We start from the raw sequence: 25722 nt of genomic DNA on the forward strand, positions 1-25722 counted from the left end.
CGCGGGCCGGAACGTTGATCGCACGGCGTGGTTGACCCTGCACGGAGTAATCAACAGGAGGATCCGTCATGGCGAATGCAGTACGAGAAACCGGAACCCTGATCGGCAGCGACAAGGTCGAGGGAACCTCGGTCTATGGTCCGGACAACGACAAGATCGGAACGATCGAGCGCGTGATGATCGACAAGGCCAGCGGCAAGGTGTCCTACGCGGTGCTGTCGTTCGGCGGCTTTCTCGGCATCGGCAGTGATCACTATCCGCTGCCTTGGCCGTCGCTGAAATACGACACTGAACTCGGCGGTTATCGCACCATGATCCCCGTCGACAAGCTGGAAGGCGCGCCGCACTACGCGTCGGACGCGGACTGGAACTGGAACGACGAGGCGCGGGCGCGCAGCGTCAACGCCTATTACGGCGTCCCCCTGGTGTAGCGGCACTGTCCCCCCGCGTTACACCCCTGTCACCGGGCGCGATCGGCTCCGCGCCCGGTGACGGCTGTCATGACCGGCGAGGTCACGGCCTCTTTCCCTGAAACGGCCTCTTTCCCCTGAAGGCTCAGCCCTTGCCGTGAAACTTGTCCACCATCGCCTGGAACGTCCTGACATTGTCGGCGCCGGCATAGTCGGCAATGCGCTTGTAGGCGCCGTCCATCTTTGCACGGAACGGCGCGAGGTCCGGCCGCGTCACCTGCATGCCGGCGGCCTCCAGTTTCCTGATCTGGTCGGCCTCGGCGTCGGCGATCAGCTTGCGCATGAGGTCGCCGGCGCTTGTGCTCTCCTCGCGGAAGATGTCCTGCTGCTGCGGGCTCAGCTTCTTCCAGCTGTTGGCGCCGACGGTGTGGATCATGTTGTTGTAGACATGCTGGGTGAGCGCCAGATGCTTCTGCACTTCGTTGTACTTGTTGAAGAAGATCACGGCGACCGGGTTCTCCTCGCCGTCGACCACCTTCTGCGACAGCGCAAGATACAGCTCGGGGAAGGCGATCGCCTGCACGGTGGCGCCGAGGCCCTGCATCGCCGCCTGGATCTGCAGCTCCGGCGGCGTGCGGATCTTGAGGCCCTTCATGTCGTCGGGCGCGTTGATCGGCCGCACGCTGTTGGTGACGTTGCGAAAGCCATACTCCCAGTTGCGCAGCAGCACGAACCCCTGCTTCTCCGCCAGGGGCGCCAGCCACGCCATCGCCGGGCCGTCGAGGATCGGGAAGGCGTCGTCGCGACCATTGAAGATGAACGGCAGTTCGATGGCAGCGAACGCCTTGTCGTACTTGTCGAGCTGTCCCTGTGTCGGCAGGCCCATATCGATGGTGCCAAGCTTGATCTGCTGGGCTTGCTCCGGCGGACCGCCAAGCTGGTTGTTGGGAAAGATCGCGATGCGGATGGCGCCGTCGGTGCGCTTCTCGACATTGGCGGCGAACTGCTTGGCAGCGATGTTGGCCGGATGGTTCTCGTCGGCGAAGTGCGCAAAGCGCATGGTGACAGTGGCGGCGCGGAGCACCGCCGGGGCGGCGAGCGTGAAGCCCGCGGCGGCGCCGAGGGTCAGGACATGACGGCGATCGAGCGTAGGCATGGCGTTCTCCCTTGAAGCGTTGGTGTTTTAAGCGTTGTCGGTCGTGTCGTTGTCGAACGGCGGCCGCTAGAGCGTTTTCGAGCGAAGTGGGCACCGGTTCGCGTGAAGAAAACGCGTCAAAACAAAAAACTAGAGCGCGTTTGCGATTCCATCAAAAGCAAACGCGCTCTAGCCGTGGAAGCCGAACCAGGCCGGCAGGAACAGCGTAAACCAGGGCACGAAGGCGACGATCAGCAGGCCTGCGATCAGCACCACGAGATAGGGCAGCATGGCGCGCGATGCCGCCTCGATGTTGCAACGCATGACCGCGCAGCAGACATAGAATCCGACGCCGGCGAATGGCATGAAGCCGCCGATGCCCATGGCGATGATCAGGACCAGCGCGTAGTGAAGCTCGCTGATGCCGAGCTTGCCGGCGATCGGCAGCAGCAGCGGCGCGAGCACGTTGAGCGAGGGCAGGCCCTCCAGCAACACGCCGACCACGATCAGCAGCACCACCGAGCCCAGCATGAACACCGTGGTGCTGCCGCCGACCGATTGCAGCAGGGCAACGAGCCGCTGCGGCAGGTAAGCCACCGTCAGCGTCCACGAGAAGCTCGACGCCGCGGCGAAGATGAACAGCAGCACGCCGGTCAGCGCCGCGGTGTCGGCGACGATGCGCAGGAAGCGCCGCAGCGTCATCTCGCGATAGACCAGCGCCGACAGCGCGACGCCGTAGACGACGGCGAGGGCGGCGATCTCGGTCGGCGTCGCGATCCCCGCGAGAATGCCGATCAGCAGCGTACCCGGCATCAGCAGCGGCAGCACCGCATCAAGGCTGGCTCGGCCGATGGCGGCGGCGGGCGCGCGCGGCAGCCGCGGCGCGCCGGAGGCGCGGGCGCGCAGCCAGATCATCACCATCAGGCACAGCGCCATCACCGCCGCCGGCACGAGGCCGCCGACGAACATCGCGCCGACCGAGACGTTGGTGATCGAGCCGACGATCAGCATGGCGATGCTCGGCGGCACGGTCTCGCCCATCACCGCCGAGGCGGCGAGCACCGCGGCGCCCTCGGGCGCGCCATGGTGCTCGCGGAGCTGGTCGCGCATCACCGTGCCGACCGCGGCGACGTCGGCGGGCTTGGAGCCGGACAGGCCGGACACCGCATACATGCTGGCGACGGTGACCTGCAGCAGGCCGCCCTGCATGTGGCCGACGAGGAGGCGGATGAAGCGCACCAGGCGTTCGCTGATGCCGCCGCGCTCCATCACGAGGCCGGTGAGGATGAAGAACGGCACCGCCAGCAGGATGAAGTTGCCGGTGCCGTTGACCATGGTCTGCGGCAGCACCACCATGGTCGCGGTGCCGGTGCCCCACAGGTAGGTCGCCGTCGCCAGCAGCAGCACGAAGCCGACGGGAACGCCGGCGAGAATGGCGGCGAAGAACAGCGCCAGCGCCACCATGATGGCGGCGTCGTCGCCAAGCAGTGGCAGCCAGACGTCGCGCGTCAGCGCTGCCAGCGCCAGCACGCCGAGGAAGGCGGCGCCGACCCACAGCGCCAGCGCGCCGTGGTCGCGGCGCAGGTTGAGGAGCGCATGCAGCGCCAGCAGCGCCATGCCGAGCGGCAGCGGTGCGCCGATCAGCGCCGCCGGCCATTGCAGGATCGGCGTCAGCTCGCTCCAGCTCGACGCCAGGAATTCGATCGAGGCGATGCCGGTGAGGCCGCACACGAACAGCACGACGATGTCGGCGAGCGCGAGCAGCACGCGGCTGCCGGCCGGCGGCAGATGGTCGAGCACGACGCGCACACTGGCATGGTCGTGGCGGCGGTAGGCAACCGCGCCGCCGACGAAGGCGAGCACCGACAGCGCGAAACGCGCGAGTTCGTCCGCCCACAGGAAAGAATGATGGAAACCGGCGCGGGCTACGACATTGGCGAGCACCAGCGCGAGTTCGCCGAGCAGCGCCGCGACCACCAGTGCCTCGGCGGCGGTGTCGATGGCGCGGATCGCGGCCGGTGCGCGCGGCGGCGCCGTGGCATCGGTCGGATGGGAAGTAACGAGATCGTCGGCGCGGTCAGCGTGCGACACGGCGCGACAAACCGTTCGAGCGGTCAGGGTCTCGCGTCCGGTCCGTCATTGCGCAACCTCCCGTTAGCGGCGGGTCGATGGTCGCCCGCGCGGCTTGCTGGCTTTGGCCGTCGTTTTGGCAGTCGTCTTTGCAGTGCTCTTTGCAGTGCTCTTGGCTGTCGTCCTGGTTGTCGTCCTGGCCCTGATGGCCGTGCCGTTCCCGTCGGCGCCGCTGCGGTCGCGGCGGCCGGCCTGGAACAGGTCGGGATTGAGCTCGCGCGTCGCGGCGATGTCGGCGAGCAGGCCGTCGAGATGATCGTCAATCGCGGCGACCGCGCCGTCGGGATCGCGGGCGTCGATCGCGGCCATGATCACCTCGTGCTCGGCGATGGCGCGGGCCATGCGGCCGGGCTGTGGCAGGGTGAGACGGCGGTAGCGGTCGACATGGACCTTGACCTGCTGGATCAGCGTCCAGATGCCGGGATAGCCGGCGACCTCGGCGATGGTGGCGTGGAACAGCTCGTCGGCGCGGTGGAAGGCGTCGCGGTCGTCAGCGGCGTCGGCCTCGCGCTGGCGCTGCAGGATTGCTTGGAGCGCCAGCACCTGGCTCGGCGTCGCCTGCGCCGCGGCGAGGCGCGTCGTGGTGCCTTCGAGCGCGCGGCGCACCACGATGGCCTCGGGCAGTTCGGCGACGGGAATGCGCGAGACGAAGATGCCGGATTGCGGATAGATTTCGAGCAGGCCCTCGTCCGCGAGCTTGAGGACGGCTTCCCGCACCGGCGTGCGGCTGCAGCCATAGGCCCGCGCGATCTCGTTTTCGGACACGGCGGTGTCGGGCAGGCGCTGCAGCGACACCAGTTGCTGGCGAAGGTCGGCATAGATCGCCGCCGACAGGCCGCCGCGCCGGCTGCGCGGTTTCGCCGGACCGGCATGGCTGCCGTCGACGAGCAAGGGCACGGGCTTGACGGGCTGCGCGCCGCCGCGCCGCGCCGGTGCGGCGGCCGGTTTGGCCTTGGGGAGCGCCGCCTTGCGGGCCGCGCGAGGGGAGGCAGCTGGCCGTTTCATGATTAGTATATTAGTATAAGAATAATAGCGCCCGGCCAACCGGAAACGCCGGCCGTCCCCCGCATCCTCGCGCCGCCGTCGCCGGCAATGCCGCGTCAGGCATGAAAAGGCTGAAGCCATGACCGACTATCGCAAGCTGTTCGATCTTTCGGGCAAGACGGCCGTGGTGCTGGGTGCGGCGTCGGGCATCGGCAAGGCATCGGCCGAGGCGCTCGCCGGGCTCGGCGCGCGGGTGCTGTGCGCCGACCGCAGCCGGGACGGCGCCGAGACCACCGCGGCCGCGATCCGCGCCGCCGGTGGCGATGCATCGTCCGCGGCGTGCGATGCCGCCGATCGCGCCAGCGTCATGGCGCTGAAGGATGCGGCGCTGGCGCAGTTCGCCGCCGTCGACATCGCGGTGACGACGCCCGGCCTCAACATCCGCAAGACCCTCCTCGACTATACCGAGGACGATCTCGACCGCGTGCTGAACCTCAATGTCAAAGGCACGGTGTACTTCTTCCAGGCGTTCGGCGCGGCGATGACGGCGCAGCGGCGCGGCAGCCTGATCGCGTGCTCGTCGGTGCGCGCCGTGACCATCGAGCCGGGGCTTGCGGTCTACGGCGCCAGCAAGGCGGCGATCGGCCTGCTGGTGAAGGGATTTGCGTCGGAGGTCGGTCCGTTCGGCGTACGCGTCAATGCGGTGGCGCCGAGCATTGTCGAGACGGCGCTGACCGCGCCGTTCCAGCAGCGCCCGGACATCCACAAGCTCTATGCGGCGCACACGGTGTTCAATCGCTGGAGCGATGCCGGCGAGGTCGCGACGGCGGTGGCGTATCTGGCGTCGGATGCGGCGAGCTACGTCAGCGGCAGCACGCTGTTCGTGGACGGAGGCTGGACCGGCGTCGACGGCCCGCCAACGGGGCTCACCGCGCTCGCGCGGCCGGCCTGAGCGGCATGGTGAAGGTGAAGCGGGTCTCCGCGGCGGTCGAGGCGACATCGATGCGTCCGCCATGGGCGCGGGCGATCTCCGAGGCGATGTAGAGCCCGAGGCCAAGACCCGGCTTCTGGCCCTCGGCGCTGCCGCGGGTGAATGGCAGAAACAGGCGGGGCCGCGCATGCGGCGGGATCGGCGGGCCGCCATTGGCGACGGACAGGGTCAGTGCGGTGTCGGAGGCCGTGGCGGCGACCTCGACCGGCGCGGCCGGATCGCCATAATTCAGGGCGTTGCCGAGCAGGTTCGACAGCAACTGCGCGATGCGGCCGGGATCGACCTCGATCGGGTGCGGCAGCGCGATGTCGGCTGCGATGACACGCTCGGGATGCGCGGTGCGCAGTTCGGCCAGCACCTGGTCCAGCACCGGCTCGAGCTGTGTCGGCCGGCGCGCCAGCACGAGGCCGCCGCCGAGCCGGCTGCGGGCCATGTCCATGACATCGTCGATCAGGTCGGACATGCGCTCGATGCAGTTTTCCATCATCCCGAACACGTTGGCGTCGGGGCGCTTGCGCAGCAGCTGCAGGCCGGCGGCGAGCGAGGCCAGCGGGTTGCGCAGGTCGTGGCCGAGCACGGCGACGAATTGCTCGCGCAGCTCGGAGAGTCGACGCTCGTCCGTCAGTCGCGCCTCGGTGGACGTGACGCGGACATGGGCATCGATGTGGAAGGCGATCATCTCGGCAAACAGCTTGAACATGCCGGCGACCGCCGGCGTGGTGACCTGCGCCGGGCGCGGGTCGATGGCGCACAGCGTGCCGAACATGGTGCCGTCGGCGAGCACGATCGGCGCCGAGACATAGCTCTGAAAGCCGTACATCGCCGGAGCCGGATGGGCGTGATAGACGCTGTCGCGCGCGACCTCGTCGATCATCACCGGCGCGAGGCGCAGGCGCACTTCGCGGCAGATGGTGGTTTCGATCCGGAGTTCGTCGCCGGCGTGCATGCCGAAGGCGATCTGGTCACGCACCGCGCAGCATACCCAGCGGGTATCGGTGACGCGGGCGACGGCAGCAAAGCCCATGCCGGTGGTGTTGCAGATGACGTCGAGGATGCCGGGAATCGTGGGCATCCGACTGATGGTGTCGATGTCGGTCTGAAAGTCCTGCGCCGCCGGATGTGGGCGGCTATCCTGGCCGAGCGCCGCTGGTTCGAAGACTTGCCGGCCTTCGAAGGCTTGTCGGTCCAGGATATTCTGGTCCAGGACCTGATCCAAAACGTGCCGGTTCAACGCAGTTCCCCTCATTCCTGCAAGTTTGGCGGCCCGGGCGAGACGGGCCCGGACCGCTGCAACATGTCATGACCGATACTGCAACGCGTGCAGGCGCACCCGCCTGCTCAGTGATAACGTTGACGCAGATAGGCAAGGCCCTGGACGACGAGCCTGTTGGCGTCGTCCTGGCCACTCCAGAACAGCTTGTCGACGTACTTGGTCACCTCGTCGCGGCGTTCCTCGGCCTCGGTGGCGCTGTACAGCATCCCGTAGGTGTCGACGATGCGGGCGACGGCGGTTTCGACAACGTGATCCATTCCAGAAGTCCCTCCGGTTACATCGTCGTCAACGCGCGACCGGCGCACTGGTTCCGATGTTCCCGGAGAGATCGGTCGGCGATGCGCCATGGAACGATTCGCCATGGAACATGGCGCGAACGGATTGTTGCGCCTCGGCGGCGGTCAGGTCTTTCGGTAGGACACGCCCATGCCGGCGCGCACGTCGCTCTGGATGCCATAGGGCGCGATCGGATAGCGCAGGCCGTTGTTGGCGAGCGCGGTCATGCCGGCGATCGCCTTGTGCAGATGCGCCGGCGACAGGGCCATTAGCATCTCCTCATCCGGCACGCCGCCGTAGCGGCGCTCGGCATAGCACGGCAGCGACAGGCTGGGCTCGCCGGTGGCGAGCGCGCGGCCCCACGAATCCGCGCACGCCGTCTCGCCGACCACGCCCCATTCGAACTTCTTGTAGCCGGCATACTGCAGGCCGTTGATCAGGATGATCATCTGGCCGGGCGTGGCGTAGACGAGGCAGATGTCCGGCGGATCGAGCCGGCCGCTGGCGAGCGGGCTGACCACCAGCGCTTCATAACGACCATGCGGCACGACGCACAGCGCCTCCTGACGGGCGCGGGCATCCTCGGCGGTGGCGTGCCAGACGCCGACATAGGGCGCGCCGGACAGCCAGGCGTCGTCCTGGGGGCCAAGGCCGATCACCGCGCGGCACTGCGCGCCGACGAGATCATCGGCGGTGATGCCAACGGTCCACCCGAGGCGCGCGGCCATGCTGACGATCTGGTCGGTGGTATGAACGGCGTTCGGGCGGCGCAGCTTGGGGATCGCCGCCATGTCGTCGGCGCTGGCGAACAGCTTCATGCCGATCACCGTGGTTTTGAGCCGTAGCAGCGCATTGAGCTCGGCGATCATCGCCGGATAGTCGAACGTCGTTTGGTCGAGGCTCTGGTGCGGCATTGGCGTCGTCTCCCCGTGGCCGCATGCTGCTGGCCTTGATGCGAGGGTAGGGAGCGACCGCCACAGGGTCAAGCACAGGCCATTGTTCGTGCCGACGCTCGTCGCCCGCATGCCATCTGCCGAAAAATAGCACGTGCAAATGCCGCGCGCGTGACGACAATGCGTGGCCCTCGCTGGAGATCTCCCGTGACTGTCATGACTCTGCTCGCCTTCGCGCTCGTCGCCTTCATCGGTATCGTCACGCCCGGGCCGACGGTGCTGCTCGCGCTCAGCAACGGCTCGCGCTTCGGCGTGCGTCGCGCGGCCCCCGGCATGGCCGGCGCGATGCTGTCGGACATCGTCCTGACCTGCGCGGTGGCGCTCGGGCTCGGCGCGCTGCTCGCCGCCTCCGAGACGCTGTTCGCGATCGTGAAGTGGATCGGGGTGGGTTATCTCGCCTTCCTCGGGGTCGGGCTGTTGCGCTCGAAGGGCGCGTTCGACGCCGCTGCGGCCGGCGCCGCCGACGACACCGGCACGTCGCGCGCGATCTTTCTCAAGAGCTTTCTGGTCGCGGTGACCAATCCCAAGGGCTACCTGTTCTTCACTGCGTTCCTGCCGCAGTTCATCACGCCGGACCTGCCGCAGGCGCCGCAATACGCGATGCTGGCGGCGGTGTTCACGACCATCGATTGTGTGGTGATGTTCGGCTACGCGCTGCTCGGCGCCAAGGCCGTGCAGGTGCTCAGGCGCTCGGGCGCGCTGTGGCTCGACCGCATCTGCGGCGGCGCGCTGCTGATGCTCGCCGGCACGCTGGCGCTGTATCGTCGTGCGGCGAACTAATCTTCGATCAGCCGCCCGACAGGCCGGTCATCCGGAAGCAGGCTTCCACCGCCCGCGCCATCAGCGCCTGCCGCGGCACGGCCTTGCGGCCGGCGGTGAGCAGCGCGTCGTCGACCATGGCGTGGACGCCGCTGAACAGGAACACCGCCGTGGTGCGGGGATCGTCGATCTTCCATGCGTTCGCCTTGGCGCCCGCGGCGAGCAGGCCGCCGAGATGGTCGATCACGATGTTGTCGACCAGGCCGCGGCGGCTCGGCTGCCGCGCTTCGTGAAACAGCATGTCGTGCAGCCGCACCGTGTCGAGATAGCTCGCGACGCTGCTCTTGGCCCAGGCGGCAAGGCGGCCTTCCCAGTCGTCGGGGTTTAGCTTGCCGAGCGTGCGGTTGATGGCGGCGAGATGGTCGTGGGCAAAGCGCTCGCCGAGGGCAAGCAGCACCTCGTCCTTGGAAGCGAAGTAGAGATAGAAGGTGCCCTTGGCGACGCCGGCGCGGGCGGTGATGTGCTCGACGCTGGTGGTGGCGACGCCATGGGCGAGGAACAGCTCCTGCGCCGCGGTCATCAGCTGATCGAGGCGTTCTTCCGCCGGGCGGGTGCGCGGCGCGGCCTTGGCGCCGCCTCTGGAGGCGGGCTTGCGTGCCGGCGTGCGGCGCGGTTGCGCCTGTGCGCTCATTGCAGCTTCTCCACATGACGCAGCGAGGGAAACAGCTTCATCCAGATCAAGGCGATGGCAATGGTGCCGAGGCCGCCAATGACCGCTGCCGGCACCGCGCCGAGAAGGCCTGCGACCATGCCGCTCTCGAAGTCGCCGAGCTGGTTGGAGGCGTTGATGAACAGGAAGTTGACCGCGCCGACGCGGCCGCGCATGGCGTCGGGGGTCGCGAGCTGCACCAGCGAGAAGCGGATCACGACGCTGACGGTGTCGGCCGCGCCCATGGCGACCAGCGCGGCGAGGGACAGCCACAGCCACTGCGACAGTGCGAACACGACGGTGGCGGCGCCGAACGCGATCACCGCCTGGAACATGCGCATGCCGACGCGGCGCGTGAGCGGGGTGCGCGCCAGCACCAGCGTCATCGCCAGCGCGCCGACGGCGGGCGCGGCGCGCAGCACGCCAAGGCCCCATGGCCCGGTGTGGAGGATGTCGCGGGCATAGATCGGCAGCAGCGCGGCGGCGCCGCCGAGCAGCACGGCGAACAGGTCGAGCGAGATGGTGCCGAGGATGGTCGGGTTGCTGCGAACGAAGCGCACGCCCTCGAACAGGGCGCCGGGCGTCGGCTGCTGGCTGCGGTCCACGATCGGGCCAGTGACACGGATGGAGCCGGTGAGCAGCGCCGCCGCCAGCCAGAACCCGGCCATCAGCGCATAGGGCGCCGCCGGCGACACGGCATAGGAGAGGCCGCCGAGCGCCGGGCCGGTGATGGTCGCGAACTGGCTGCCGGCGGTCCACACCGCGGTGGCCTCCTGGATGCGGCCGGGGGGCGCGGTCGCCGGCAGCAGCGCTGCGGCGACCGGGCTTTCGAACGCGCTTGCGGTGCCGAACACGGCGAGGGCGCAGAAGATCATCGGCACCGACAGCCAGCCGCCGAAGCTCGCCACCGCCAGTACCACCGCGGTCAGGCCCTCGGCGCTCTGGCAGATCTGCATGACGCGGCGCCGCTCGTAGCGGTCGGCGGCCTGGCCGGCGACGAACACCAGCAGCGCGGTGGGCAGGAACTGGGTCAGGCCCGCGAGGCCGAGATAGAAGGCGCTGCCGGTGATCTCATAGAGCTGCCATCCGACCGCGACAGAGGTGATCTGGCCGGCGAAGCGCGACAGCGTGCGGGTGGCGAAGAACGACAGGAACGGCGGATGGCGCAGCAGCGCGCCGGAATGGATGGTCGCGGCTTCGGACGGCGCCGGGGAGGGGTCGGACGGCATGACGGCGAGGCACTCCAGTTGCGCGGTTGCGTAGGCCGGCCATGGCCGACAGCTGCGACCCGTTGTCGCTGTCTCTGACTGACCGTCGGTCAGTTGTCAACCGGACGCCGGCTTTCACCATGCGAAGGTGACGGGCCTCACGCATTGGTGATGGCGGGCCGGGAGAGACCGAGGTCGGACGTGGGAGAGGCTGCCCTGGTGGTGCGGCTCGGGTGACTCAAGAGCAGCTTGCGTCGCTGCATGATTGGGCTGTTCGGGCCCGTGCATGGCCATGCTGCGCCGCCATCGTGCTGCGCAATGAGGCGAGGCGTTCTGCAATTCGCATGCCCGCGGGATGCGGCTGACGACTGACCGTGCGTCAGTCACGGTCGCACGATGTGCCGGTGTCGCCTGTGCATCACGTTGCGGCATGGATGTCGCGGGGCCTTGGCAAGCCATGGTCGCCACCTAGGTCGAGAGAGAGCGCATGTGATCTCCGCTCGGTGGGGGTGGTGATGGAAGACCTTCTGATGGAGTTGATTGCCCAGATCCTGGGGGGACTGCTCGAGGGGCTCATCGAAGGGGTTGGCCCGGTGTTCGTCGACGCCGTGGCGAAGGTCTTCGACTGGTGCTGGCGGTCGGTGCTGTGGCTCGGCGGCGCCGTGATGCCTGGCATCGCGCTCGAAGACCGCCTGCTGCGGCTCGGCGGCAACGGGATGGTCGCGCTCATCATCTATGCGCTGTTCTGGCGATAGGGGCGGGCCGTGGAGGTGCTCGAACTGTCGCTCGCGATTCTCGGCCGCTTGATCGGCTGGTCACTGTCGCGCTTCCGCGCATGGATCGACCGCCTGCCGGATCGCGATCCGGCAGAGCTGCCGCTGATGCAGCGGTTCGGCAGGCTCGTGCTTGCCGCGACGGCACTGGTGGCTGTCGTCGCGCCGCTCGCTTGGGTGCTATGGGGGTAGAGGCGTCCGGCGCAAGGCGGCGCCGGACTTCGGCGATCACGTGGCGATCAATATTTGACCTCGGCGCGATAGGTCACATAACGTGTCGGCGTGATCTTGCCGTCGCCGTGATAGCCGACGAGATCGGTCTTGCCGTCGTAGTCGACGTCATGGAACGAGATGTCCCAGCGGCCGTCACGCTTGCGCGACTCCACGCGGATGTCCGGCTTGTCGTCATGATTGGTGTCGATCAGCGCCAGCACGGGCAGGTTCTGGTCGTCGGGGACGATGATCGAGAAGTCGGCCTTGCCGTCGCAATCGGTGTCGTACTGTTCGAGACGCGCGGTGTTCTTGCGTTCGCGGCCCTCGTACATCTTGACGATCTGGCAGTTGGCCGGCCGCGTCGCCTTTGCCAGTGCGGGCGCGGGTGTGCCGCTCTCGGCGAGGAAGCGCTGCACGTCGATGATCGACACGGCGTAGTTGAGATTCTCGCCCTTGGTATTCTGGAATGAATTGACGCCGAGCAGCTTGCCGTCGTCGGTCAGCAGCGGGCCGCCGGAATTGCCCGGGCTGATCGGGGTCTGCGTCTGGATGACATTGGCCTTGTGAGCGACGCCGTTCTTCTCGGTCTGCCACTCGTAGTCCCTGCGGTACTGGCTGATGATGCCCTTGGTATAGGTCCAGATCTGGCCGATGGGGTGGCCGATGGCATGGACGTCGGCGCCGACCTGGATATCGCTCTCGCTTGCGAACGCGATCGGGCGCAGGTCCGACGGCCCGTCCGAGAACTGCAGCAGCGCCAGATCCATGACCGGATCGCCCTTGACCACAGTGGCCATCCGCAGGTCGTTCTTGCCGGGCTGCTCGCCCTCGACCTTGGGCTTGAAAATGATGCCGACGCGCTGGGCGCCCTTGATGACATGGAAGTTGGTCAGCACCTGGTTGTTGCCGATGAAGCTGCCGGACCCGATGGCGTTGTCGGTGATGATCAGGGCGACCTGCGGCGAGACCGTGCGGTAGAGTTCGGCGTCGTGCTTGCCGCGCAGCTTCAGCCCCGTGCGATCGCCGGTCGGCTCCGACAGCGCCCGCTTCAATGTGCCCGCGCTGAGGCCACCGCGGTCGGGGACGTCGAGCGTGACGTTCTGGTTGAGCGAGGCCGGGCTACCGGTAGGCGCGGGCATGGTTTTGTCGATATAGTCGTCGGCGTGTCCCGGCGCGGGCAGGCCGACCACCAGCGCGAGCGCCAATGCTGCGGCACTGGCACCGAGGCGTACGGTTCGCTGAGCGGTATTGGGGTCGGTCGATTTTGTTTGAGATGTTGTGCAATCAATTCGTCGCAATGCAGCAAATGCCATGGTCAGTCTTCCCCCTTTGAAGTCGCGACGCCTCTTTCCCATCATCGCGGGCTTCATCTTCGGCTTTATTGTGATCGGTACCGCGATGCCGGGCAAGGCCCGGGCGCAGGGTGCACAGCCGCCTGCCAATAACCCCTCTCCGGTTACCGCCGCGATCCAGATGCGTGCGGCACCCATCGCGCAGCGATTTCATCAGGGTGAGGTGCGTCGAGCGGCGAAGGAATGGCGGCAACTGGTCGACGATACACCGGACAAGGCGGCGAAGGCGTACCTGCTGCGCGAGCTCGTGCAGATCTGCCTCGCGACCTACGACACTGATTGTGTGTTCAGGGCATTCAACGAAGCGATGGGATACATCACGGCGGACGCGAACCTGAAGCCGTTGATCCCGGATTTCCTCGCTTCGCACCTGGCGATGGACGTCTGGCGAAACGATGGCAGTACCATCGAGCAGATCCTCAAGATCCATCCCCTGTCCGCGTTCGATGCTCGCACCCATCCGGTCGCGACCGCGCTGACAGATCTTGCGGTCGGCACCTACTATTGGAGATTGGGGGATCAGAATGCCGTCGACGCGACGGCATATGGAGCGATCCTTGCCTTGCTGCATGCGAATGTGGCCAACGGTTACGATGTCAGCCGTGTCCTCGTCGAGATGATCGCCAGCTCGATGAATCAGCAGGACATTGCCGGCGCGATGGCGCTCGCGCGTGTTGCCGAGCCTTACCTGGCGAAGCATCTCAATCCATCGGGCGTGGATTGGGCCAGCTATATCGACCTGGTCGCGCGGCTGATCGCATTGGGAAATCGGAATGCGGCCGCCCCCCTTCTGGCTGATGCGCGCAGGTTGAATGCGCGCCTGGATATCGACAACGACATGAGGGAGAACCGTGTCGCTATCGAAAGCAATCTTCAGTTCATGATCGCTCTGTTCCACAGCAGCGGCAATCACGCCTTTGAGATTCATGCGGCTCACCCGCTGCTGGCGCAAAAGGCGGATATCCTGCGGCGCGGCAGGATCGTCACCGTCCAGGAATTCTACTTCGCGCTCGAGGACGCCCTGACCGAGGTCTTGAAAAAGAAGGGCGGCGAGCAGGTTTGGGCGCCGTTCTTCCGAGAGCTTCCTCAGCATTGGAAACTGGGCGCGTCTGAACAGAGGGACTTTGCTTCCTATCTGACATTTGCCCATGGCATGATGGTCATGGGCCGCTCCCTTGCCGAAGCCGCATCTCTGTATCAGCAGGCCGCGCGGGAGCGCATCGATAACTTCGAGTCCAGCCTGACGGCGAGGACCGAAGGGTTTCAAATGCCATCGCCGATGGATGTCTTCATCGTCGGTGCTGCTCTCTCGACACTCGATGTCAACGCAGCACAGAATCGGGGCGACCTGATCCTGCGCGGGGGCGAAATGCTGTTGCGCTCGCCGCGCCATACGCTCAGCGATCTCGCGGTCCTGTTGGGCTCGCAACCGACGGAGCAGGGGCGCTTGTCGGCACGCGCATATCATGTGCAACGTCAACAGAAGCGGGATTGGGAGTTGCGGCAGATCGAGGCGCTGTTGAATGGGCGTCCGCGTGACCTTGCCGCCATCACGGCCGAATACCGTCAGCGTGCAGCAGGCATTCGGAAGCTGCGCGATGATTTCAAAGCGCAGCCGAACCACGACCAGGTCCTCGGCTACCCCTCTGTGAAGCAGATTCAGGCGGAGTTGGGGGACAACGAGGTGTTCGTCTCCTACGCTCCCTCTCTCAATGGGTATATGCGCCTTTGCATATCCAAGACGGGAAGCGTCGATGTTGCGGGCCAGGTCGATGGTCGACAGCTCGCGACCGACATCAAGCTACTGCAGCTTGCTCTGACCGCGGACGATGCTCCGGACGAGACGCAGGACGCGCAATTTCCGGCGGCCGCGGCTGTGCGACTTCAGCGTAACCTGTTTGCCGGGCTGGAGCGATGCATGAAGCGCGGGGCGCACGTTAATGTCGTGATGGGCCCTGAGATGTCCGGCATCCCCCTCGCAGCCCTGCTGATGGAAGAGCCTCCGGCGCGCGCCGAGGGCGGCTATGATCTCACGGCCGCCAAATGGCTCGGCAAGTCCTACAGTTTCTCTGTCGTGATCTCCGCGCGCCATTTCCTTGGCCTCAAGCGGCTTGCCGGACACCAGCCGGCGCCGCGGCCCTATCTCGGCGTCGGCGATCCCGATCTCGCGCCGGCGGCGAAGGTCGCGCTGGCCGGGGCGGACGCACGCCTCACCCTGCGCGCCAGCGGTTCGCCGGGACGGCTGCAGGATCTGCCGGCGCTGCCGGAAACGGCGGAGGAGCTGAATGTCGCTCGCGAGCTGTTCGGCGCCGCCCCGACGGACGTGCTGACCGGACGCGACGCGACCGAGAAGGCGTTCGTCGGCAAGGATCCGGGCGCCTACGACATCATCCATTTCGCCACCCATGGCCTTCTCAAGGGCGAAGTCGACGGCCTGTCGGAGCCGGCGCTGGTGCTGAGCCCGGTGGATGCGAAGGACATCGCCAATGACGGCCTGCTGTCTGCCTCAGACATCTCGCGCCTGTCGCTGAACGCGCGCCTCGTGGTGCTGTCGGCCTGCAACACCGCCAAGATCGACACCAGCAATGCCAGCCTCGGGGTGACGGACCTGCAGGCGGCGTTCGCGGTCGCCGGCACGCCGACCATGGTCGCGGCGCTGTGGCCGGTGGAGACGGGAACGGCGCGCGACCTGATGACAGGCTTCTTCCAGGCGTGGCAGCGCCAGCCGGTCAAGAGCGCGTCGCGGGCGCTGGCGCAGGCGACGCGGAGCTATCTCGACCATGCCGATCGCGCCCACCAGCATCCGCGGTTCTGGGCAACGTTCGTGGTGATGGGCTATGGCGATGCGCTGATGCCGGCTTCCCGGCCGGCCGGTGTGCGCTAGGCGCGGAGGCGGTCAACTCCGGCGGCTGCCTTTGCCCTTGTTGTTGCCGTTGTCATTGCCTTTGCGCGGCGGCGCGGCGCTGGCGCGCACGACAAGGCGGGTTTCGATCTCGTTGACCCGCAGCACCGGGCGGTCGAGCACGCGGCCTAAAAGATATTCGCCGGAGATGATGCCGATGCGGTCGGCCGGCACCGACAGGGTGGTCAACGGCGGATCGAGGAAGGCGGCGAAGTCGAGGTCGTTGAAGCCGGTGATGGAGATATCCGCGGGCACACTGAGGCCGCTGGCGCGCGCCTCGATGATGGCGCCGAACGCGAGCTGGTCGTTGCCGCAGATCACCGCGGTCGGCCGGGTGGGGGCGGCGAGCAGCGCCTTCATCGCCAGGCGCCCTTCGAGAATGCGGTAGGGCCGCTCGATCATCCACTCCGTCGGCAGCCGCAGGCCCCGCGCTTCCAGCGCCTGGCGCACGCCGGCGACGCGGCCGGAGGCACGGTCGTTGTGGCGCATGCGTCCGGCGATGACGCCGATGTCGACATGGCCGAGATCGAGCAGGTAGTCGGCGAGCTGGCGTCCCGCCGCGACATTGTCGAAGCCGACGCAGGGGTGATGATCGCTCAGCGTCCAGGTCTCGATGAACGGCACGTCCTGCTGCGCCAGCATCGGGATGAGATCGGGGTGATGCTCGCCGCCGACCAGCAGAAGGCCGTCGATGCCGCGCGACATCAGCAGCGATGCCTCGCGCAGCTCGGCGGCGGGATCGTAGTCCGAGCTCGCGACGATCAGCGTATAGCCTTCGGCATCGAGCCAGCGCTGCAGCGCGCCGATCGCCACCGCAAAGCCTGCGTTCTCGATCGACGGCACCACCGCGCCGATGGTGCGGGTGCGCCGCGACGACAGCGCCCGCGCCGCGCCGTTCGGCACGTAGTTGAGCTCGCGGCAGGCGCGCTGCACCCGCTCCATCGCCTCGGCGGCGACGGTCGCGGTGCCGTTCAGCACCCGCGACACGGTGGCGGTGGAGACCCCGGCATGCGCCGCCACGTCCGCGAGGCTGACGCCGGCTGTGGACGCATTCGGAAAGCGCTTTCTTTTCGTGGGTTTGGCCGTCTCCACCCGAAGCTCCCGTAAAAATTCGTTCATTTCATCTATTGACAGTCTTCGGGGACAGCAATAGGGAGGAGTTATGTAAGCGCTTACATTTTGCGCCATCAACACGCGATCAACAGAGGAAATCGCCCCATGTCGAGGATTGCATCCGTCGAGGCCCGAACCGTCCGCGTGCCGCTGGAGCGCGCCACCGCCTTCGCGCGGCGGCAGGTCACCCAGCGCGAGTACGCCCTGGTGCGCATCCGCACCACCGACGGGGTCGAGGGCATCGGCCATTGCTATGGCGGCCATGCCGCCGCGGCCCTCGTCAGCGACGCCGTGCGACAGCTGCTGCGGCCGCTGCTGCTCGGCCAGGACAGCCACGACACCGAGATCCTGTGGCAGGAAATGTACCAGGAGGCGCTGCTGCACGGCCGCACCGGCGCCGTGATGCGCGCCATCAGCATCGTCGACACCGCGCTGTGGGACTGCAACGCCCGCGCCGCGCGCCTGCCGCTCTACAAGTATCTCGGCGCCTCCGCGCGCGGCACCGTGCCGGCCTATGCCAGCGGCGGCTACTACCTCGCAGGGAAGACGCCGGAAAAGCTCGGCGAGGAACTCGCCGGCTATGTCGCGCTCGGCTTCGACGCGGTGAAGATGAAGGTCGGCCGCCTGTCGCCGAAAGAGGAGGAGGCGCGCATCGCCGCCGCGCGCAAGGCGATCGGCCCGGACGTGCTGCTGATGCTGGATGCCAACAATGCCTGGTCGGATGTGCCGACGGCGCTGCGCTACATGGAGCGCTACCAGGATTACGATCCCTACTGGATCGAGGAGCCGTTCAGCCCGGACCAGATCGACACCCATGCCGACCTCGCCGGGCGCATCCGCGTGCCGGTCGCGACCGGCGAGATCGAGGCCGGGCGCTGGCGCTTCAAGGAACTGCTGGAGAAGAAGGCGGCGCTGATCCTGCAGACCGACGCGCTGGTGTGCGGCGGCATCAGCGAATTCCGCAAGATCGCGGCGCTCGCTGATGGCTATGGCGCCACCATGTGCCCGCACTGGTTCCATGACGTTCACGTCCATCTCGTGGCGTCGTCGCCGAACGCGCGGTACGTCGAGTTCTTCGCCGACGACCAGGTCCTCAACTTCCGCCGCCTGATCGATCGCCAGCTCGAGATCTCCGGCAACGGCCTCAAGCTGCCGCAGGGCGAGGGGCTGGGCTACCGCTTCGACGAGGCGGCGATCGCGCGTTGCGACGCCGACGCCTGGTCCTGACGGCTGGATCGGGGAGGCTGCCATGGACCTCGGACTGAACGGCAAGGTGGCGCTGGTGCTCGGCGCCGGCGGCGGGCTCGGCCGCGCGATCGCGGTGGCGCTCGCCCGCGAGGGTGCCCGCGTCGCGCTCGCAGATATCAATGCCGCAGCGCTGCGCGACACCGCCGACGAGATCGCGTTGCTGCCGCGCAGCGTCGGCGATCCGGCGATGCGGGCGATGGCGCTGCCATTCGACCTTGCCGATCTCGCCGGGCTCGACCGTCAGGTCGAGCGTGTCGAACATCAGCTCGGCGGCGTCGACATTCTCGTCAACAACAGCGGCGGTCCGCCGCCGGGGCAGGCCAGCGGCCAGGACTCGGCAGCATGGCAGCGCGCCTTCGAGGCGATGGTGCTGCCGCTGCTGGCGCTGACCGATCGCGTGCTGCCGGGCATGCGCAGCCGTGGCTTTGGCCGCATCATCACCAGCACGTCGTCCGGCGTCGTCGCGCCGATCCCGAACCTTGCGTTCTCCAACGCGCTGCGGGCGACGCTGCTCGGCTGGTCGAAGACGCTGGCGGCCGAAGTCGCCGCCGACGGCGTCACCGCCAACATCGTCGTGCCCGGCCGCATCGCCACCGGTCGCGTCCGTTTCCTGGATCAGGAGAAGGCACGCCGCCAGAGCCGCACGGTCGACGCGGTTGTCGACGAGAGCACCGCGTCCATTCCGCTCAAGCGCTACGGCCGTCCGGAGGAATACGCCGACACGGTCGCCTACCTCGCGAGCACGCGCGCGTCCTACATCACCGGCGCGGTGATCCGCGTCGACGGCGGCCTGCTCGCCAACATCTGATCCACCGTCGCTTCCCTCCATCCCAGAGAGCCAATCGTGTCCGACGATCACAAACTGTTCGAGCTGTTCAAGACTCTGTCTACCGCGACCCTCACCACGGTGCTGCTCAAGAAGGGACTGCGCAATGTCTGGATGCGCGGGCCGCAGCGCCTGCGCGCCGACGACACGCAGCGGTATGTCGGCCGCGCCTTCACGCTGCGTTTCGTGCCGGCGCGCGAGGATCTGGCGACGCCGGAATCCTGGAGTTCGCCGCGCTCGACCCGCGCCGCCATCGAGGACATGCCGGCGGGCTGCATTGCGGTGGTCGATGCCATGGGCGTCACCGACGCCGGCATCTTCGGCGACATTCTCTGCGCGCGGATGCGCAAGCGCGGCGTCACCGCGCTCGTGACCGATGGCGTGATGCGCGATGTCGCCGGGGTGCTCGGCACGCAGCTGCCTGTGTATGGCCGCGGCGTCGCCGCGCCCCCGTCGGTCGCGGGGCTGACCTTCGTCGGCTGGCAGGAGCCGATCGGCTGCGGCGGTGTCGCGGTGTTCCCTGATGACCTGATCGTCGCCGACCAGGACGGCGCGGTGGTGGTGCCGAAAAGCCTCGTCGATGTCGTGGCGGCGGAAGCGCCGGCGCAGGAGCGGCTGGAGCAATGGATCATGGACGAGGTCAATGCCGGCGCGGTGCTGCCGGGCCTCTATCCGCCGAACGCGGAAGCGAAAGCCCGCTTCGAGGCGAGCCTGAAGACGACGCGCTGATGCGCACGACGCCGCCGGTTTCGGCGGCTCCAACCCTGCGGACGGCGCGCCCGCGCGCCATCCGCCAAGGTGGCCGGCTGAGCCGCCGTTCAACACCAGACGTCATCACAACAACCGGCGGACATCCGATCCGCCACGACGGGAGGGACGACCATGACGGACGAGGTCGAGCGCACGACCATCCGCACCGCATTCCTGCGGCTGATGCCGCTGCTGCTGCTGTGCTACTTCCTCGCCTACATCGACCGCATCAACATCGGCTTCGCGGCGCTGACCATGAACCGTGACCTTGGCCTGTCGGCCTATGTCTATGGCGTCGGCGCCGGGCTGTTCTTCTGGGGCTACTTCTTCTTCGAGGTGCCGAGCAACCTCATTCTCGAGAAGGTCGGCGCGCGGCGCTGGATCTCGCGCATCATGATCACCTGGGGCCTGGTGTCCGCCGCCATGGTGTTCGTCACCGGCCCCAAGAGCTTTCTGGCGATGCGCTTCCTGCTCGGGGCGGCGGAGGCCGGCTTCTTCCCCGGCATCATCCTCTATCTCACCTACTGGTTCCCCGCCGCCTATCGCGGCCGCATCATCGCGGTGTTCTCCGTCGCCATTCCCGCTTCGCTCGGCATTGGCGCGCCGCTGTCGACCGCGATCATGGAATTGCATGGCATCGCCGGGCTACATGGCTGGCAGTGGCTGTTCCTGCTGGAAGGATTGCCGACGGTGATCGTCGGGCTAATCGTGCTGGCGCTGCTGCCGGACCGGCCGCGAGATGCGCGCTGGCTGTCGGCCGAGCAGAAGGCATGGCTGCAGGGCACGCTCGACCGCGAGAGCCGCGCCGCACAGGCCGCGCATGGCCTGACGTTGTGGAAGATCTTCCTTGATCCGCGGGTGCTGGGCCTTGCGCTGATCTATTTCGCCAACACCACCGCCAATCTCGGGCTGGCCTTCTTCCTGCCGCAGATCATCAAGGGCATGGGCCTGTCGAACGTGCAGACGGGCTTGCTGACCTCGATCCCCTACATCATGGGCACGATCGGCATCCTCGTGTGGGGCTACGTCTCCGACCGCACCAACGAACGCCGTATCAGCCTGTGCCTTGCGCTGGTGGTGTCGGCGGCAGGGTTGGCGGGGGCGGCCTATCTCGGCAGCTCGACGGCGGCGATTGCGGCGATGGCGGTCGCCGCGATCGGCATCTACGGCACCAAGGCGCCGTTCTGGCCGCTGCCGTCGACCTTCCTCACCGGCAGCGCCGCGGCGGGCGGCATCGCACTGATCAACTCGATCGGCAATCTCGGTGGCTTCGCCGGGCCCTCGATCGTCGGCTGGGTCAAGGACGCGACCGGCAGTTTCGAGGCCGGGCTCTATGCGCTCGCGGCCATCGCGCTGCTCGCCGCTGGCGCGGCGCTGCTGATCGTGCGGCCGCCGCCACGTTCGCGTGAGCCAGTCGGCGAAACCCTTGGCCGGACGGTCTAGCTCGGCGATCATCAGGGGCGGTCCGCCTTCTGCCGGCGGACCGCCGAACGATCGGATGCAACAACGATCACGTCTCAGGGGAGAATGTCCATGCTGTCTCGCCGTACATGTCTGGCGATGGCCGGAGCGATCGGAACCGGGCTCGCCGCGCGCAAGGGATCGGCGCAGCCCGCCGCGGCGCCGACCGTACGCACGCCGGTGGCCTTCGACGTGCCACCAAATGGCTGCGACTGCCACGTCCACGTCTTTCCCGATCCCGCAAAATTTCCGTTCTGGAGCGGGCGGGTCTACACCCCGCCCGTGGCGACGCCCGATGACCTGCTGGCGCTGCAGACCGCGTTGCGCATGCAGCGCGTGGTGATCGTGACGCCGAGCGTCTACGGCACCGATAACGCCGCGACGCTGCACGGCATCGCGATGCTCGGGTTGCAGCGCGCCCGCGGTGTCGCGGTGATCGGCGCCGCGACGTCCGTGGCCGATCTCGATGCGCTCGACAAGGGCGGCATCCGCGGCATTCGCGTCAATCTCGAGACCGGTGGCGTCACCGATCCCGCCGCGGCCACGCGCATCTTCAACGACGCGGTCGCGCGCATCCGCGATCGGCCCTGGCACATGCAGGTCTATGCACGCATCTCCGTCATCGCCGCGCTGAAAGAGACGCTGGCGGCGGCGCCGATGCCGCTGGTGTTCGATCACTTCGCCGGCGCCCAGGCTGCTCTCGGCGTCGACCAGCCGGGCTTCGCCGCCGTGCTCGATCTGGTGCGCGCCGGCAAGGCCTATGTGAAGATCTCGGGCGCCTATCGCGCGTCGGAGCGCGCGCCGGACTATCCCGATGTCGCGCCGCTGGCGCGGGCGTTGATCACAGCCAATCCGGAGCGCATCGTCTGGGGCAGTGACTGGCCGCATCCCGACAGCGTGATCGTGCAGGGGCGCAAGGCGACCGATCTCGCGCCCGCGCTGCCGATCGACGACGGCCGGGTGCTGAACCTGCTCGCCGACTGGGCGCCCGACGCAGCGATCAGGCACAGGATCCTGGTTGACAATCCGGCGCGGCTCTACGGCTTCGGCTGATGGCCGCAGAGCCCCGCGTCGCCACTGGCATCGTGGCGGCTGTATGGCGGCGGGAACAGCGGGAACGGGGCGTGGCCGCGGCGGTTGAAGAGCCGCTGCCATCGCCGCCGTCAAGATGCCCACCTTTTGCGCTTGCCTCGACAAGGCCGCGCGACGAGCATCGAGATGGCGGTGCGCGGTCGTTGTTTTCCGGGGGCGCAGGATCGTAGCGATCTCGCGGGTGGCATCAATTCCCTGCAGGAAGGTCCTCGACCCATGCACAGTCAGACGCGTCTCAGCATCCTGTCGCTCGTCGCGCTGGCGTTCGGCGGTCTCGCCCCCGCCGGCGCCGACGACTATCGCGGCACGGCCGCCCAGCAGCTCGCCTGTACGCCCGACGTCTTTCGGTTCTGCAGCAGCGACATCCCCGATGCCGACCGCATTGTGCTGTGCCTGCGCCGGAACATGCCGCAGCTCAGCACGGCCTGCCACACTGTGTTCGACGCCAACGCCAGCATGACCACGGCCGACAAGCCGCCGGCACCGGCGCAACTGCGGCCGCCGTCCCCCAGGGGGCATGCCGCGCCGCCGCCGGCCGGGGTGGCGCCCGCGCGCCCGCCCGTTGCCGCTCCGCCGCCGTCCGACGATGACTGATCAGTCGCGCAACGCGGCCACCGGGAGCCTGCGTCGCGAGGAACCGGCGCCGGTGTTTGCGCATTGATGGCGTCACGGCCGGTGGTCGCGCCACAGGCGGCGTACAACCGGCGATCAACAATGGAAGGACGAAGGCGATGCGCACGTTTATCGGCATGATTCTCGGCTGTCTGCTCACCATTGCGGTCGTCTACATCCACGACACCATGGCGACATCGACGGTCGCGAACGGCGGAGCCATCGCGACGCAAGCGCGAATCGTGAACTGGGACGTGGCGTCGAGCGAATGGAACCGGATGACGGACCGCATCCGCACAGCCTGGGCGCGGCTGACCGCGGACGTCGGCTGAGGCCCGTCGCGTGAGCGCTGTGCGGACCGGCGAGGAGCCGCCGATCGACGATGTGATCGAACGGGTGCTGACGACCTATGGCTTCATGCGCTCGCTCACCCCGGTCGAACGCGCGAGGGCGCGCGAGCGCACCGGCGCCTATCTCGCCATGCTGCATGCGGCCGGACACACCGACGCCCGGCGGCTGGCCGTGTTCGGCCTCGCCTATCTCAAGACCATGCATGACAGGCCGGACCCGCGCTTCACCGGGTGCTGACCGCCGGCTGGCCCTGCGGCCGGCGAACTGACGCATGGATCGGCTTGCCTCGATCGGCTAGAAGCCGGCGATGGACAGCCCTTCGTCGGACCGTGTTTCTCACAAGATCCTGTCGCCGCCGGCGATCGAGACCGCGCGCCTGCGCCTCGCCGCGCTGACGGCCGAGGACGCGCCGGCGCTCCAGCGCCTGACCGACGATCCGGCCATCACCGCCATGGTGCACTTCCTCGCGAGCCGGTTCACGCTGGCCGATGCGCTGGCGCTGATCGGCCGCTTCAGCACCGGCCGTGATCGCCTCATGGGGGTGTTCGGCCGCGCGGCGGATCTCGAAGACGGCCTGATCGGCGCCGTCGGCGTCCATCTCCATGGCGATGAGGCGATCGAGATCGGTTACTGGATCGCGCGCGCCATGCATGGACGCGGCGTTGCGGCCGAGGCGGCGCGAGGCGTTCTCGGCTGGCTGGCGGCGGACTGGCCGGAGCGGCAGGTGATCGCCGAATGCCGCCGCGAGAACATCGCCTCCTGGCGGCTGCTTGAAAAGCTGGGTTTTCGGCCGACCGGGGCCGCGGGAGCGCGGCCCGGCCGGCAGCTTCTGGTGTATAGGCCCGACGGGTCCGTCGGGACGCGCTAGGCACGGAAGATCGTCAGGCCCAGCAACAGCAGGACGATGAAGATCGCTGCGAACACATAGAACAGGAAGCGGGCGATATCGGCCGAGACCACCGACACGCCGGTGAAGCCGAGCAGGCCGGCGATGATGGATACGACAAGGAAGATCAGCGCCCATTTCAACAGCGACATGGCGTGAGGCTCCGGTGACAGTGACAGATGGCCCATCAACCCGGCCGCGCCGGACTTGTTCCGATGGTGGAACACGAACCCCGTTCCCGCATGGCAGCCGCCCGGCCGCCGGGGGACGTCGGGCGCCCGGCGGTGGCTGTTGATTATGCCCGCCGCATCACCTAGACAATGACCCGGGGGCTCGTCATGAAATTCGACACCGTGTGGGCGGCAGTTTTGACCGGCATTGCGATTGCGGCCGGCGTGTTGATTGTCGGCTACTTGCTGGTGCAGGTTCTGCTTCCGGCACCCGACTATCATGACCCGCTGTCCCGACGGAAGGAATCGTGCCTGTTCTGCGCTGGCTCCGAGCTGCGCGAGCATCGCGCTTTCGGGCATGATGCCGTCGATCCGGTTCAGCCCGGCGATACGGGGGAACCGGCGCTGATCAGCGAGCGCGGCCTCAGGATTCGTCTCGCCGGCCTGCTGTCGCCGGCGGCCTGACCGGTTCGTTCATTTTCGTTTTGGACGAGGGGCGGCCGGATGACGGACCATCTCGTACGTCTGCTCGCATGTTCGCCGCATGTCGCCGGGCGATGAAATGATCGCTGAGCGCTCTGTTCGGTCACGTCATCATCGTCAAGTGACTGCCGGGATGTCACATCGGCTGCGCCCGGCAAATTTTGCCGGTTCCGGTCGCAGAAAAATGCGGCAGCGGCATTTTACAACATGTTCATACCTCTGGCGTACTGAATCCGGCCATGATGCAGATCATCACCCGGTTTCTTGCGGACGAGCGCGGTGCGACGGCGATCGAGTACGGCTTGATCGCGGCTGGGATCTCGCTGGCGATCATCACCGTCGTCAATGCGCTCGGCACCAACATTGGCGCCAAGTTCTCGTCGATCAGGACGAATCTCGGCGGCAGCTGATCGGTCGCCGCCCCTGCGCAGACGAAGGCCCATGGCGCGGCATTGTGGCGCCACGCGGGACTTGACCACAGCGCCTGCCACGCAGCTTGACCCGTAACGCCAAATCACTGATGGTCGGCATGGTCGCAAGAGGTTTGGTTCTTGTGACGTGAATTCCGGCGATGCTTCGTGCGAACCCGCTTCCCTCTATGGGCGGCGGGTTTTTTATTGGCCGCGCTGCAAACCGCGCCGCCTCCGTCGCCGGCAAGAGGA

Annotated in this window: 28 protein-coding genes; 17 read left to right on the forward strand and 11 right to left on the reverse strand. The window is 67.5% G+C overall.

Going from position 1 to position 25722, the window contains the following annotated elements; all coding sequences use genetic code 11:
* Positions 1–68 precede the first annotated feature (68 nt).
* Positions 69–431 carry a PRC-barrel domain-containing protein gene (locus JQ639_RS29850; RefSeq protein WP_211963184.1) on the forward strand — a complete coding sequence of 121 codons (363 nt, stop codon included), beginning with the start codon at positions 69–71 and terminating at the stop codon, positions 429–431.
* Positions 432–555: 124 nt separating this feature from the next.
* Here JQ639_RS29850 and JQ639_RS29855 read toward each other — a convergent pair whose 3' ends face one another.
* The 3 genes from JQ639_RS29855 to JQ639_RS29865 form a co-directional block, all read right to left on the reverse strand.
* Positions 556–1566, reverse strand: coding sequence for a TRAP transporter substrate-binding protein (locus tag JQ639_RS29855; protein WP_211963186.1), 1011 nt, complete (start codon positions 1564–1566; stop codon positions 556–558).
* A gap of 168 nt (positions 1567–1734) precedes the next feature.
* A complete protein-coding gene (locus tag JQ639_RS29860; protein ID WP_211963188.1) occupies positions 1735–3636 on the reverse strand; it encodes a TRAP transporter large permease in 1902 nt (633 codons plus the stop codon).
* A gap of 63 nt (positions 3637–3699) precedes the next feature.
* Entirely contained in the window at positions 3700–4680 is a 981-nt protein-coding gene (locus tag JQ639_RS29865) for a GntR family transcriptional regulator (protein WP_211963190.1), read from the reverse strand.
* A 118-nt stretch (positions 4681–4798) separates the two neighbouring features.
* On the opposite strand from JQ639_RS29865, the gene JQ639_RS29870 reads away from it, so the two are divergent.
* Positions 4799–5611, forward strand: coding sequence for an SDR family NAD(P)-dependent oxidoreductase (locus JQ639_RS29870; protein ID WP_211963191.1), 813 nt, complete (start codon positions 4799–4801; stop codon positions 5609–5611).
* Here the strand turns inward: JQ639_RS29870 and JQ639_RS29875 are convergent.
* The 3 genes from JQ639_RS29875 to JQ639_RS29885 form a co-directional block, all read right to left on the reverse strand.
* Positions 5586–6722, reverse strand: coding sequence for a GAF domain-containing sensor histidine kinase (locus JQ639_RS29875; protein WP_211963197.1), 1137 nt, complete (start codon positions 6720–6722; stop codon positions 5586–5588). The two genes, JQ639_RS29870 and JQ639_RS29875, sit on opposite strands and share 26 nt — an antisense overlap.
* Positions 6723–6988: 266 nt before the next feature.
* Entirely contained in the window at positions 6989–7180 is a 192-nt protein-coding gene (locus JQ639_RS29880) for a hypothetical protein (RefSeq protein ID WP_211963198.1), read from the reverse strand.
* A 144-nt stretch (positions 7181–7324) separates the two neighbouring features.
* Entirely contained in the window at positions 7325–8113 is a 789-nt protein-coding gene (locus JQ639_RS29885) for a DUF169 domain-containing protein (RefSeq protein WP_211963200.1), read from the reverse strand.
* Positions 8114–8308: 195 nt separating this feature from the next.
* Between JQ639_RS29885 and JQ639_RS29890 the strand changes: the two genes are divergently transcribed.
* Positions 8309–8932 carry a LysE family translocator gene (locus JQ639_RS29890; RefSeq protein ID WP_371745021.1) on the forward strand — a complete coding sequence of 208 codons (624 nt, stop codon included), beginning with the start codon at positions 8309–8311 and terminating at the stop codon, positions 8930–8932.
* 7 nt (positions 8933–8939) lie between these two features.
* Here the strand turns inward: JQ639_RS29890 and JQ639_RS29895 are convergent, their stop codons facing one another.
* Both JQ639_RS29895 and JQ639_RS29900 read right to left on the reverse strand, forming a co-directional pair.
* Positions 8940–9602, reverse strand: coding sequence for a TetR/AcrR family transcriptional regulator (locus tag JQ639_RS29895; protein ID WP_211963205.1), 663 nt, complete (start codon positions 9600–9602; stop codon positions 8940–8942).
* A complete protein-coding gene (locus JQ639_RS29900; RefSeq protein WP_211963207.1) occupies positions 9599–10849 on the reverse strand; it encodes an MFS transporter in 1251 nt (416 codons plus the stop codon). Before JQ639_RS29900 ends, JQ639_RS29895 begins: the two co-directional genes overlap by 4 nt.
* Before the next feature lie 494 nt (positions 10850–11343).
* Between JQ639_RS29900 and JQ639_RS29905 the strand changes: the two genes are divergently transcribed.
* Both JQ639_RS29905 and JQ639_RS29910 read left to right on the forward strand, forming a co-directional pair.
* The gene (locus JQ639_RS29905) at positions 11344–11583 is read left to right on the forward strand and encodes a hypothetical protein (protein ID WP_211963209.1); all 240 of its coding nucleotides are present in this window, start codon (positions 11344–11346) and stop codon (positions 11581–11583) included.
* A 9-nt stretch (positions 11584–11592) separates the two neighbouring features.
* Complete coding sequence (locus tag JQ639_RS29910; protein WP_211963211.1) at positions 11593–11793, forward strand: hypothetical protein; 201 nt, start codon at positions 11593–11595, stop codon at positions 11791–11793.
* Positions 11794–11840: 47 nt separating this feature from the next.
* On the opposite strand, the gene JQ639_RS29915 is transcribed toward JQ639_RS29910, so the two are convergent.
* A complete protein-coding gene (locus JQ639_RS29915) occupies positions 11841–13019 on the reverse strand; it encodes a S1C family serine protease (protein ID WP_211963214.1) in 1179 nt (392 codons plus the stop codon).
* Between the two features lie 106 nt (positions 13020–13125).
* Between JQ639_RS29915 and JQ639_RS29920 the strand changes: the two genes are divergently transcribed.
* A complete protein-coding gene (locus tag JQ639_RS29920; protein WP_211963216.1) occupies positions 13126–16050 on the forward strand; it encodes a CHAT domain-containing protein in 2925 nt (974 codons plus the stop codon).
* Between the two features lie 12 nt (positions 16051–16062).
* Here the strand turns inward: JQ639_RS29920 and JQ639_RS29925 are convergent, their stop codons facing one another.
* A complete protein-coding gene (locus JQ639_RS29925; RefSeq protein WP_349644656.1) occupies positions 16063–17256 on the reverse strand; it encodes a LacI family DNA-binding transcriptional regulator in 1194 nt (397 codons plus the stop codon).
* A gap of 30 nt (positions 17257–17286) precedes the next feature.
* Here JQ639_RS29925 and JQ639_RS29930 point away from each other — a divergent pair, with 30 nt between their 5' ends.
* The 9 genes from JQ639_RS29930 to JQ639_RS29970 all read left to right on the forward strand — a co-directional run bounded on the left by JQ639_RS29930 (position 17287) and on the right by JQ639_RS29970 (position 24389).
* A complete protein-coding gene (locus JQ639_RS29930; RefSeq protein ID WP_211963221.1) occupies positions 17287–18408 on the forward strand; it encodes a mandelate racemase/muconate lactonizing enzyme family protein in 1122 nt (373 codons plus the stop codon).
* A gap of 22 nt (positions 18409–18430) precedes the next feature.
* Positions 18431–19237 (forward strand): SDR family oxidoreductase, encoded by an 807-nt coding sequence (locus tag JQ639_RS29935; protein WP_211963223.1) that lies wholly within the window; start codon positions 18431–18433, stop codon positions 19235–19237.
* 36 nt (positions 19238–19273) lie between these two features.
* Positions 19274–19984: a ribonuclease activity regulator RraA gene (locus JQ639_RS29940; RefSeq protein WP_211963225.1), complete on the forward strand. Its 711-nt coding sequence runs from the start codon at positions 19274–19276 to the stop codon at positions 19982–19984.
* Positions 19985–20137: 153 nt separating this feature from the next.
* Positions 20138–21448 carry an MFS transporter gene (locus tag JQ639_RS29945; protein ID WP_211963227.1) on the forward strand — a complete coding sequence of 437 codons (1311 nt, stop codon included), beginning with the start codon at positions 20138–20140 and terminating at the stop codon, positions 21446–21448.
* A 90-nt stretch (positions 21449–21538) separates the two neighbouring features.
* Entirely contained in the window at positions 21539–22519 is a 981-nt protein-coding gene (locus JQ639_RS29950) for an amidohydrolase family protein (RefSeq protein ID WP_211963229.1), read from the forward strand.
* Between the two features lie 255 nt (positions 22520–22774).
* A complete protein-coding gene (locus JQ639_RS29955; protein ID WP_211963231.1) occupies positions 22775–23152 on the forward strand; it encodes a cysteine rich repeat-containing protein in 378 nt (125 codons plus the stop codon).
* A 56-nt stretch (positions 23153–23208) separates the two neighbouring features.
* Positions 23209–23502, forward strand: a complete 294-nt coding sequence (locus tag JQ639_RS29960) for a hypothetical protein (protein WP_249122855.1) — start codon at positions 23209–23211, stop codon at positions 23500–23502.
* Between the two features lie 10 nt (positions 23503–23512).
* A complete protein-coding gene (locus tag JQ639_RS29965; protein ID WP_211965132.1) occupies positions 23513–23758 on the forward strand; it encodes a hypothetical protein in 246 nt (81 codons plus the stop codon).
* Positions 23759–23828: 70 nt separating this feature from the next.
* Positions 23829–24389, forward strand: a complete 561-nt coding sequence (locus JQ639_RS29970) for a GNAT family N-acetyltransferase (RefSeq protein ID WP_211963233.1) — start codon at positions 23829–23831, stop codon at positions 24387–24389.
* Here JQ639_RS29970 and JQ639_RS29975 read toward each other — a convergent pair.
* Positions 24386–24559: a DUF1328 domain-containing protein gene (locus tag JQ639_RS29975; protein ID WP_211963235.1), complete on the reverse strand. Its 174-nt coding sequence runs from the start codon at positions 24557–24559 to the stop codon at positions 24386–24388. The genes JQ639_RS29970 and JQ639_RS29975 overlap by 4 nt on opposite strands.
* Before the next feature lie 168 nt (positions 24560–24727).
* Between JQ639_RS29975 and JQ639_RS29980 the strand changes: the two genes are divergently transcribed.
* The gene (locus JQ639_RS29980) at positions 24728–25042 is read left to right on the forward strand and encodes a hypothetical protein (RefSeq protein WP_211963237.1); all 315 of its coding nucleotides are present in this window, start codon (positions 24728–24730) and stop codon (positions 25040–25042) included.
* Positions 25043–25299: 257 nt separating this feature from the next.
* The gene (locus tag JQ639_RS29985; RefSeq protein WP_211963243.1) at positions 25300–25470 is read left to right on the forward strand and encodes a Flp family type IVb pilin; all 171 of its coding nucleotides are present in this window, start codon (positions 25300–25302) and stop codon (positions 25468–25470) included.
* Positions 25471–25722 lie beyond the last annotated feature (252 nt).

It is taken from the genome of Bradyrhizobium sp. U87765 SZCCT0048 (assembly GCF_018131225.1).
In the GTDB taxonomy this organism is placed as follows: Bacteria; Pseudomonadota; Alphaproteobacteria; order Rhizobiales; family Xanthobacteraceae; genus Bradyrhizobium_A.

Bases quoted from the DNA above. Each gene is read 5' to 3' on its own strand.
- JQ639_RS29985 (WP_211963243.1), top strand. From the start codon at position 25,300: ATGATGCAGATCATCACCCGGTTTCTTGCGGACGAGCGCGGTGCGACG.
- JQ639_RS29895 (WP_211963205.1), bottom strand. From the start codon at position 9,602: ATGAGCGCACAGGCGCAACCGCGCCGCACGCCGGCACGCAAGCCCGCC.
- JQ639_RS29855 (WP_211963186.1), bottom strand. From the start codon at position 1,566: ATGCCTACGCTCGATCGCCGTCATGTCCTGACCCTCGGCGCCGCCGCG.
- JQ639_RS29850 (WP_211963184.1), top strand. From the start codon at position 69: ATGGCGAATGCAGTACGAGAAACCGGAACCCTGATCGGCAGCGACAAG.
- JQ639_RS29975 (WP_211963235.1), bottom strand. From the start codon at position 24,559: ATGTCGCTGTTGAAATGGGCGCTGATCTTCCTTGTCGTATCCATCATC.
- JQ639_RS29880 (WP_211963198.1), bottom strand. From the start codon at position 7,180: ATGGATCACGTTGTCGAAACCGCCGTCGCCCGCATCGTCGACACCTAC.
- JQ639_RS29935 (WP_211963223.1), top strand. From the start codon at position 18,431: ATGGACCTCGGACTGAACGGCAAGGTGGCGCTGGTGCTCGGCGCCGGC.
- JQ639_RS29920 (WP_211963216.1), top strand. From the start codon at position 13,126: ATGGTCAGTCTTCCCCCTTTGAAGTCGCGACGCCTCTTTCCCATCATC.
- JQ639_RS29955 (WP_211963231.1), top strand. From the start codon at position 22,775: ATGCACAGTCAGACGCGTCTCAGCATCCTGTCGCTCGTCGCGCTGGCG.
- JQ639_RS29945 (WP_211963227.1), top strand. From the start codon at position 20,138: ATGACGGACGAGGTCGAGCGCACGACCATCCGCACCGCATTCCTGCGG.
- JQ639_RS29875 (WP_211963197.1), bottom strand. From the start codon at position 6,722: ATGCCCACGATTCCCGGCATCCTCGACGTCATCTGCAACACCACCGGC.
- JQ639_RS29980 (WP_211963237.1), top strand. From the start codon at position 24,728: ATGACCCGGGGGCTCGTCATGAAATTCGACACCGTGTGGGCGGCAGTT.
- JQ639_RS29885 (WP_211963200.1), bottom strand. From the start codon at position 8,113: ATGCCGCACCAGAGCCTCGACCAAACGACGTTCGACTATCCGGCGATG.
- JQ639_RS29900 (WP_211963207.1), bottom strand. From the start codon at position 10,849: ATGCCGTCCGACCCCTCCCCGGCGCCGTCCGAAGCCGCGACCATCCAT.
- JQ639_RS29905 (WP_211963209.1), top strand. From the start codon at position 11,344: ATGGAAGACCTTCTGATGGAGTTGATTGCCCAGATCCTGGGGGGACTG.
- JQ639_RS29930 (WP_211963221.1), top strand. From the start codon at position 17,287: ATGTCGAGGATTGCATCCGTCGAGGCCCGAACCGTCCGCGTGCCGCTG.
- JQ639_RS29925 (WP_349644656.1), bottom strand. From the start codon at position 17,256: ATGGCGCAAAATGTAAGCGCTTACATAACTCCTCCCTATTGCTGTCCC.
- JQ639_RS29890 (WP_371745021.1), top strand. From the start codon at position 8,309: ATGACTCTGCTCGCCTTCGCGCTCGTCGCCTTCATCGGTATCGTCACG.
- JQ639_RS29950 (WP_211963229.1), top strand. From the start codon at position 21,539: ATGCTGTCTCGCCGTACATGTCTGGCGATGGCCGGAGCGATCGGAACC.
- JQ639_RS29970 (WP_211963233.1), top strand. From the start codon at position 23,829: ATGGACAGCCCTTCGTCGGACCGTGTTTCTCACAAGATCCTGTCGCCG.
- JQ639_RS29870 (WP_211963191.1), top strand. From the start codon at position 4,799: ATGACCGACTATCGCAAGCTGTTCGATCTTTCGGGCAAGACGGCCGTG.
- JQ639_RS29865 (WP_211963190.1), bottom strand. From the start codon at position 4,680: ATGAAACGGCCAGCTGCCTCCCCTCGCGCGGCCCGCAAGGCGGCGCTC.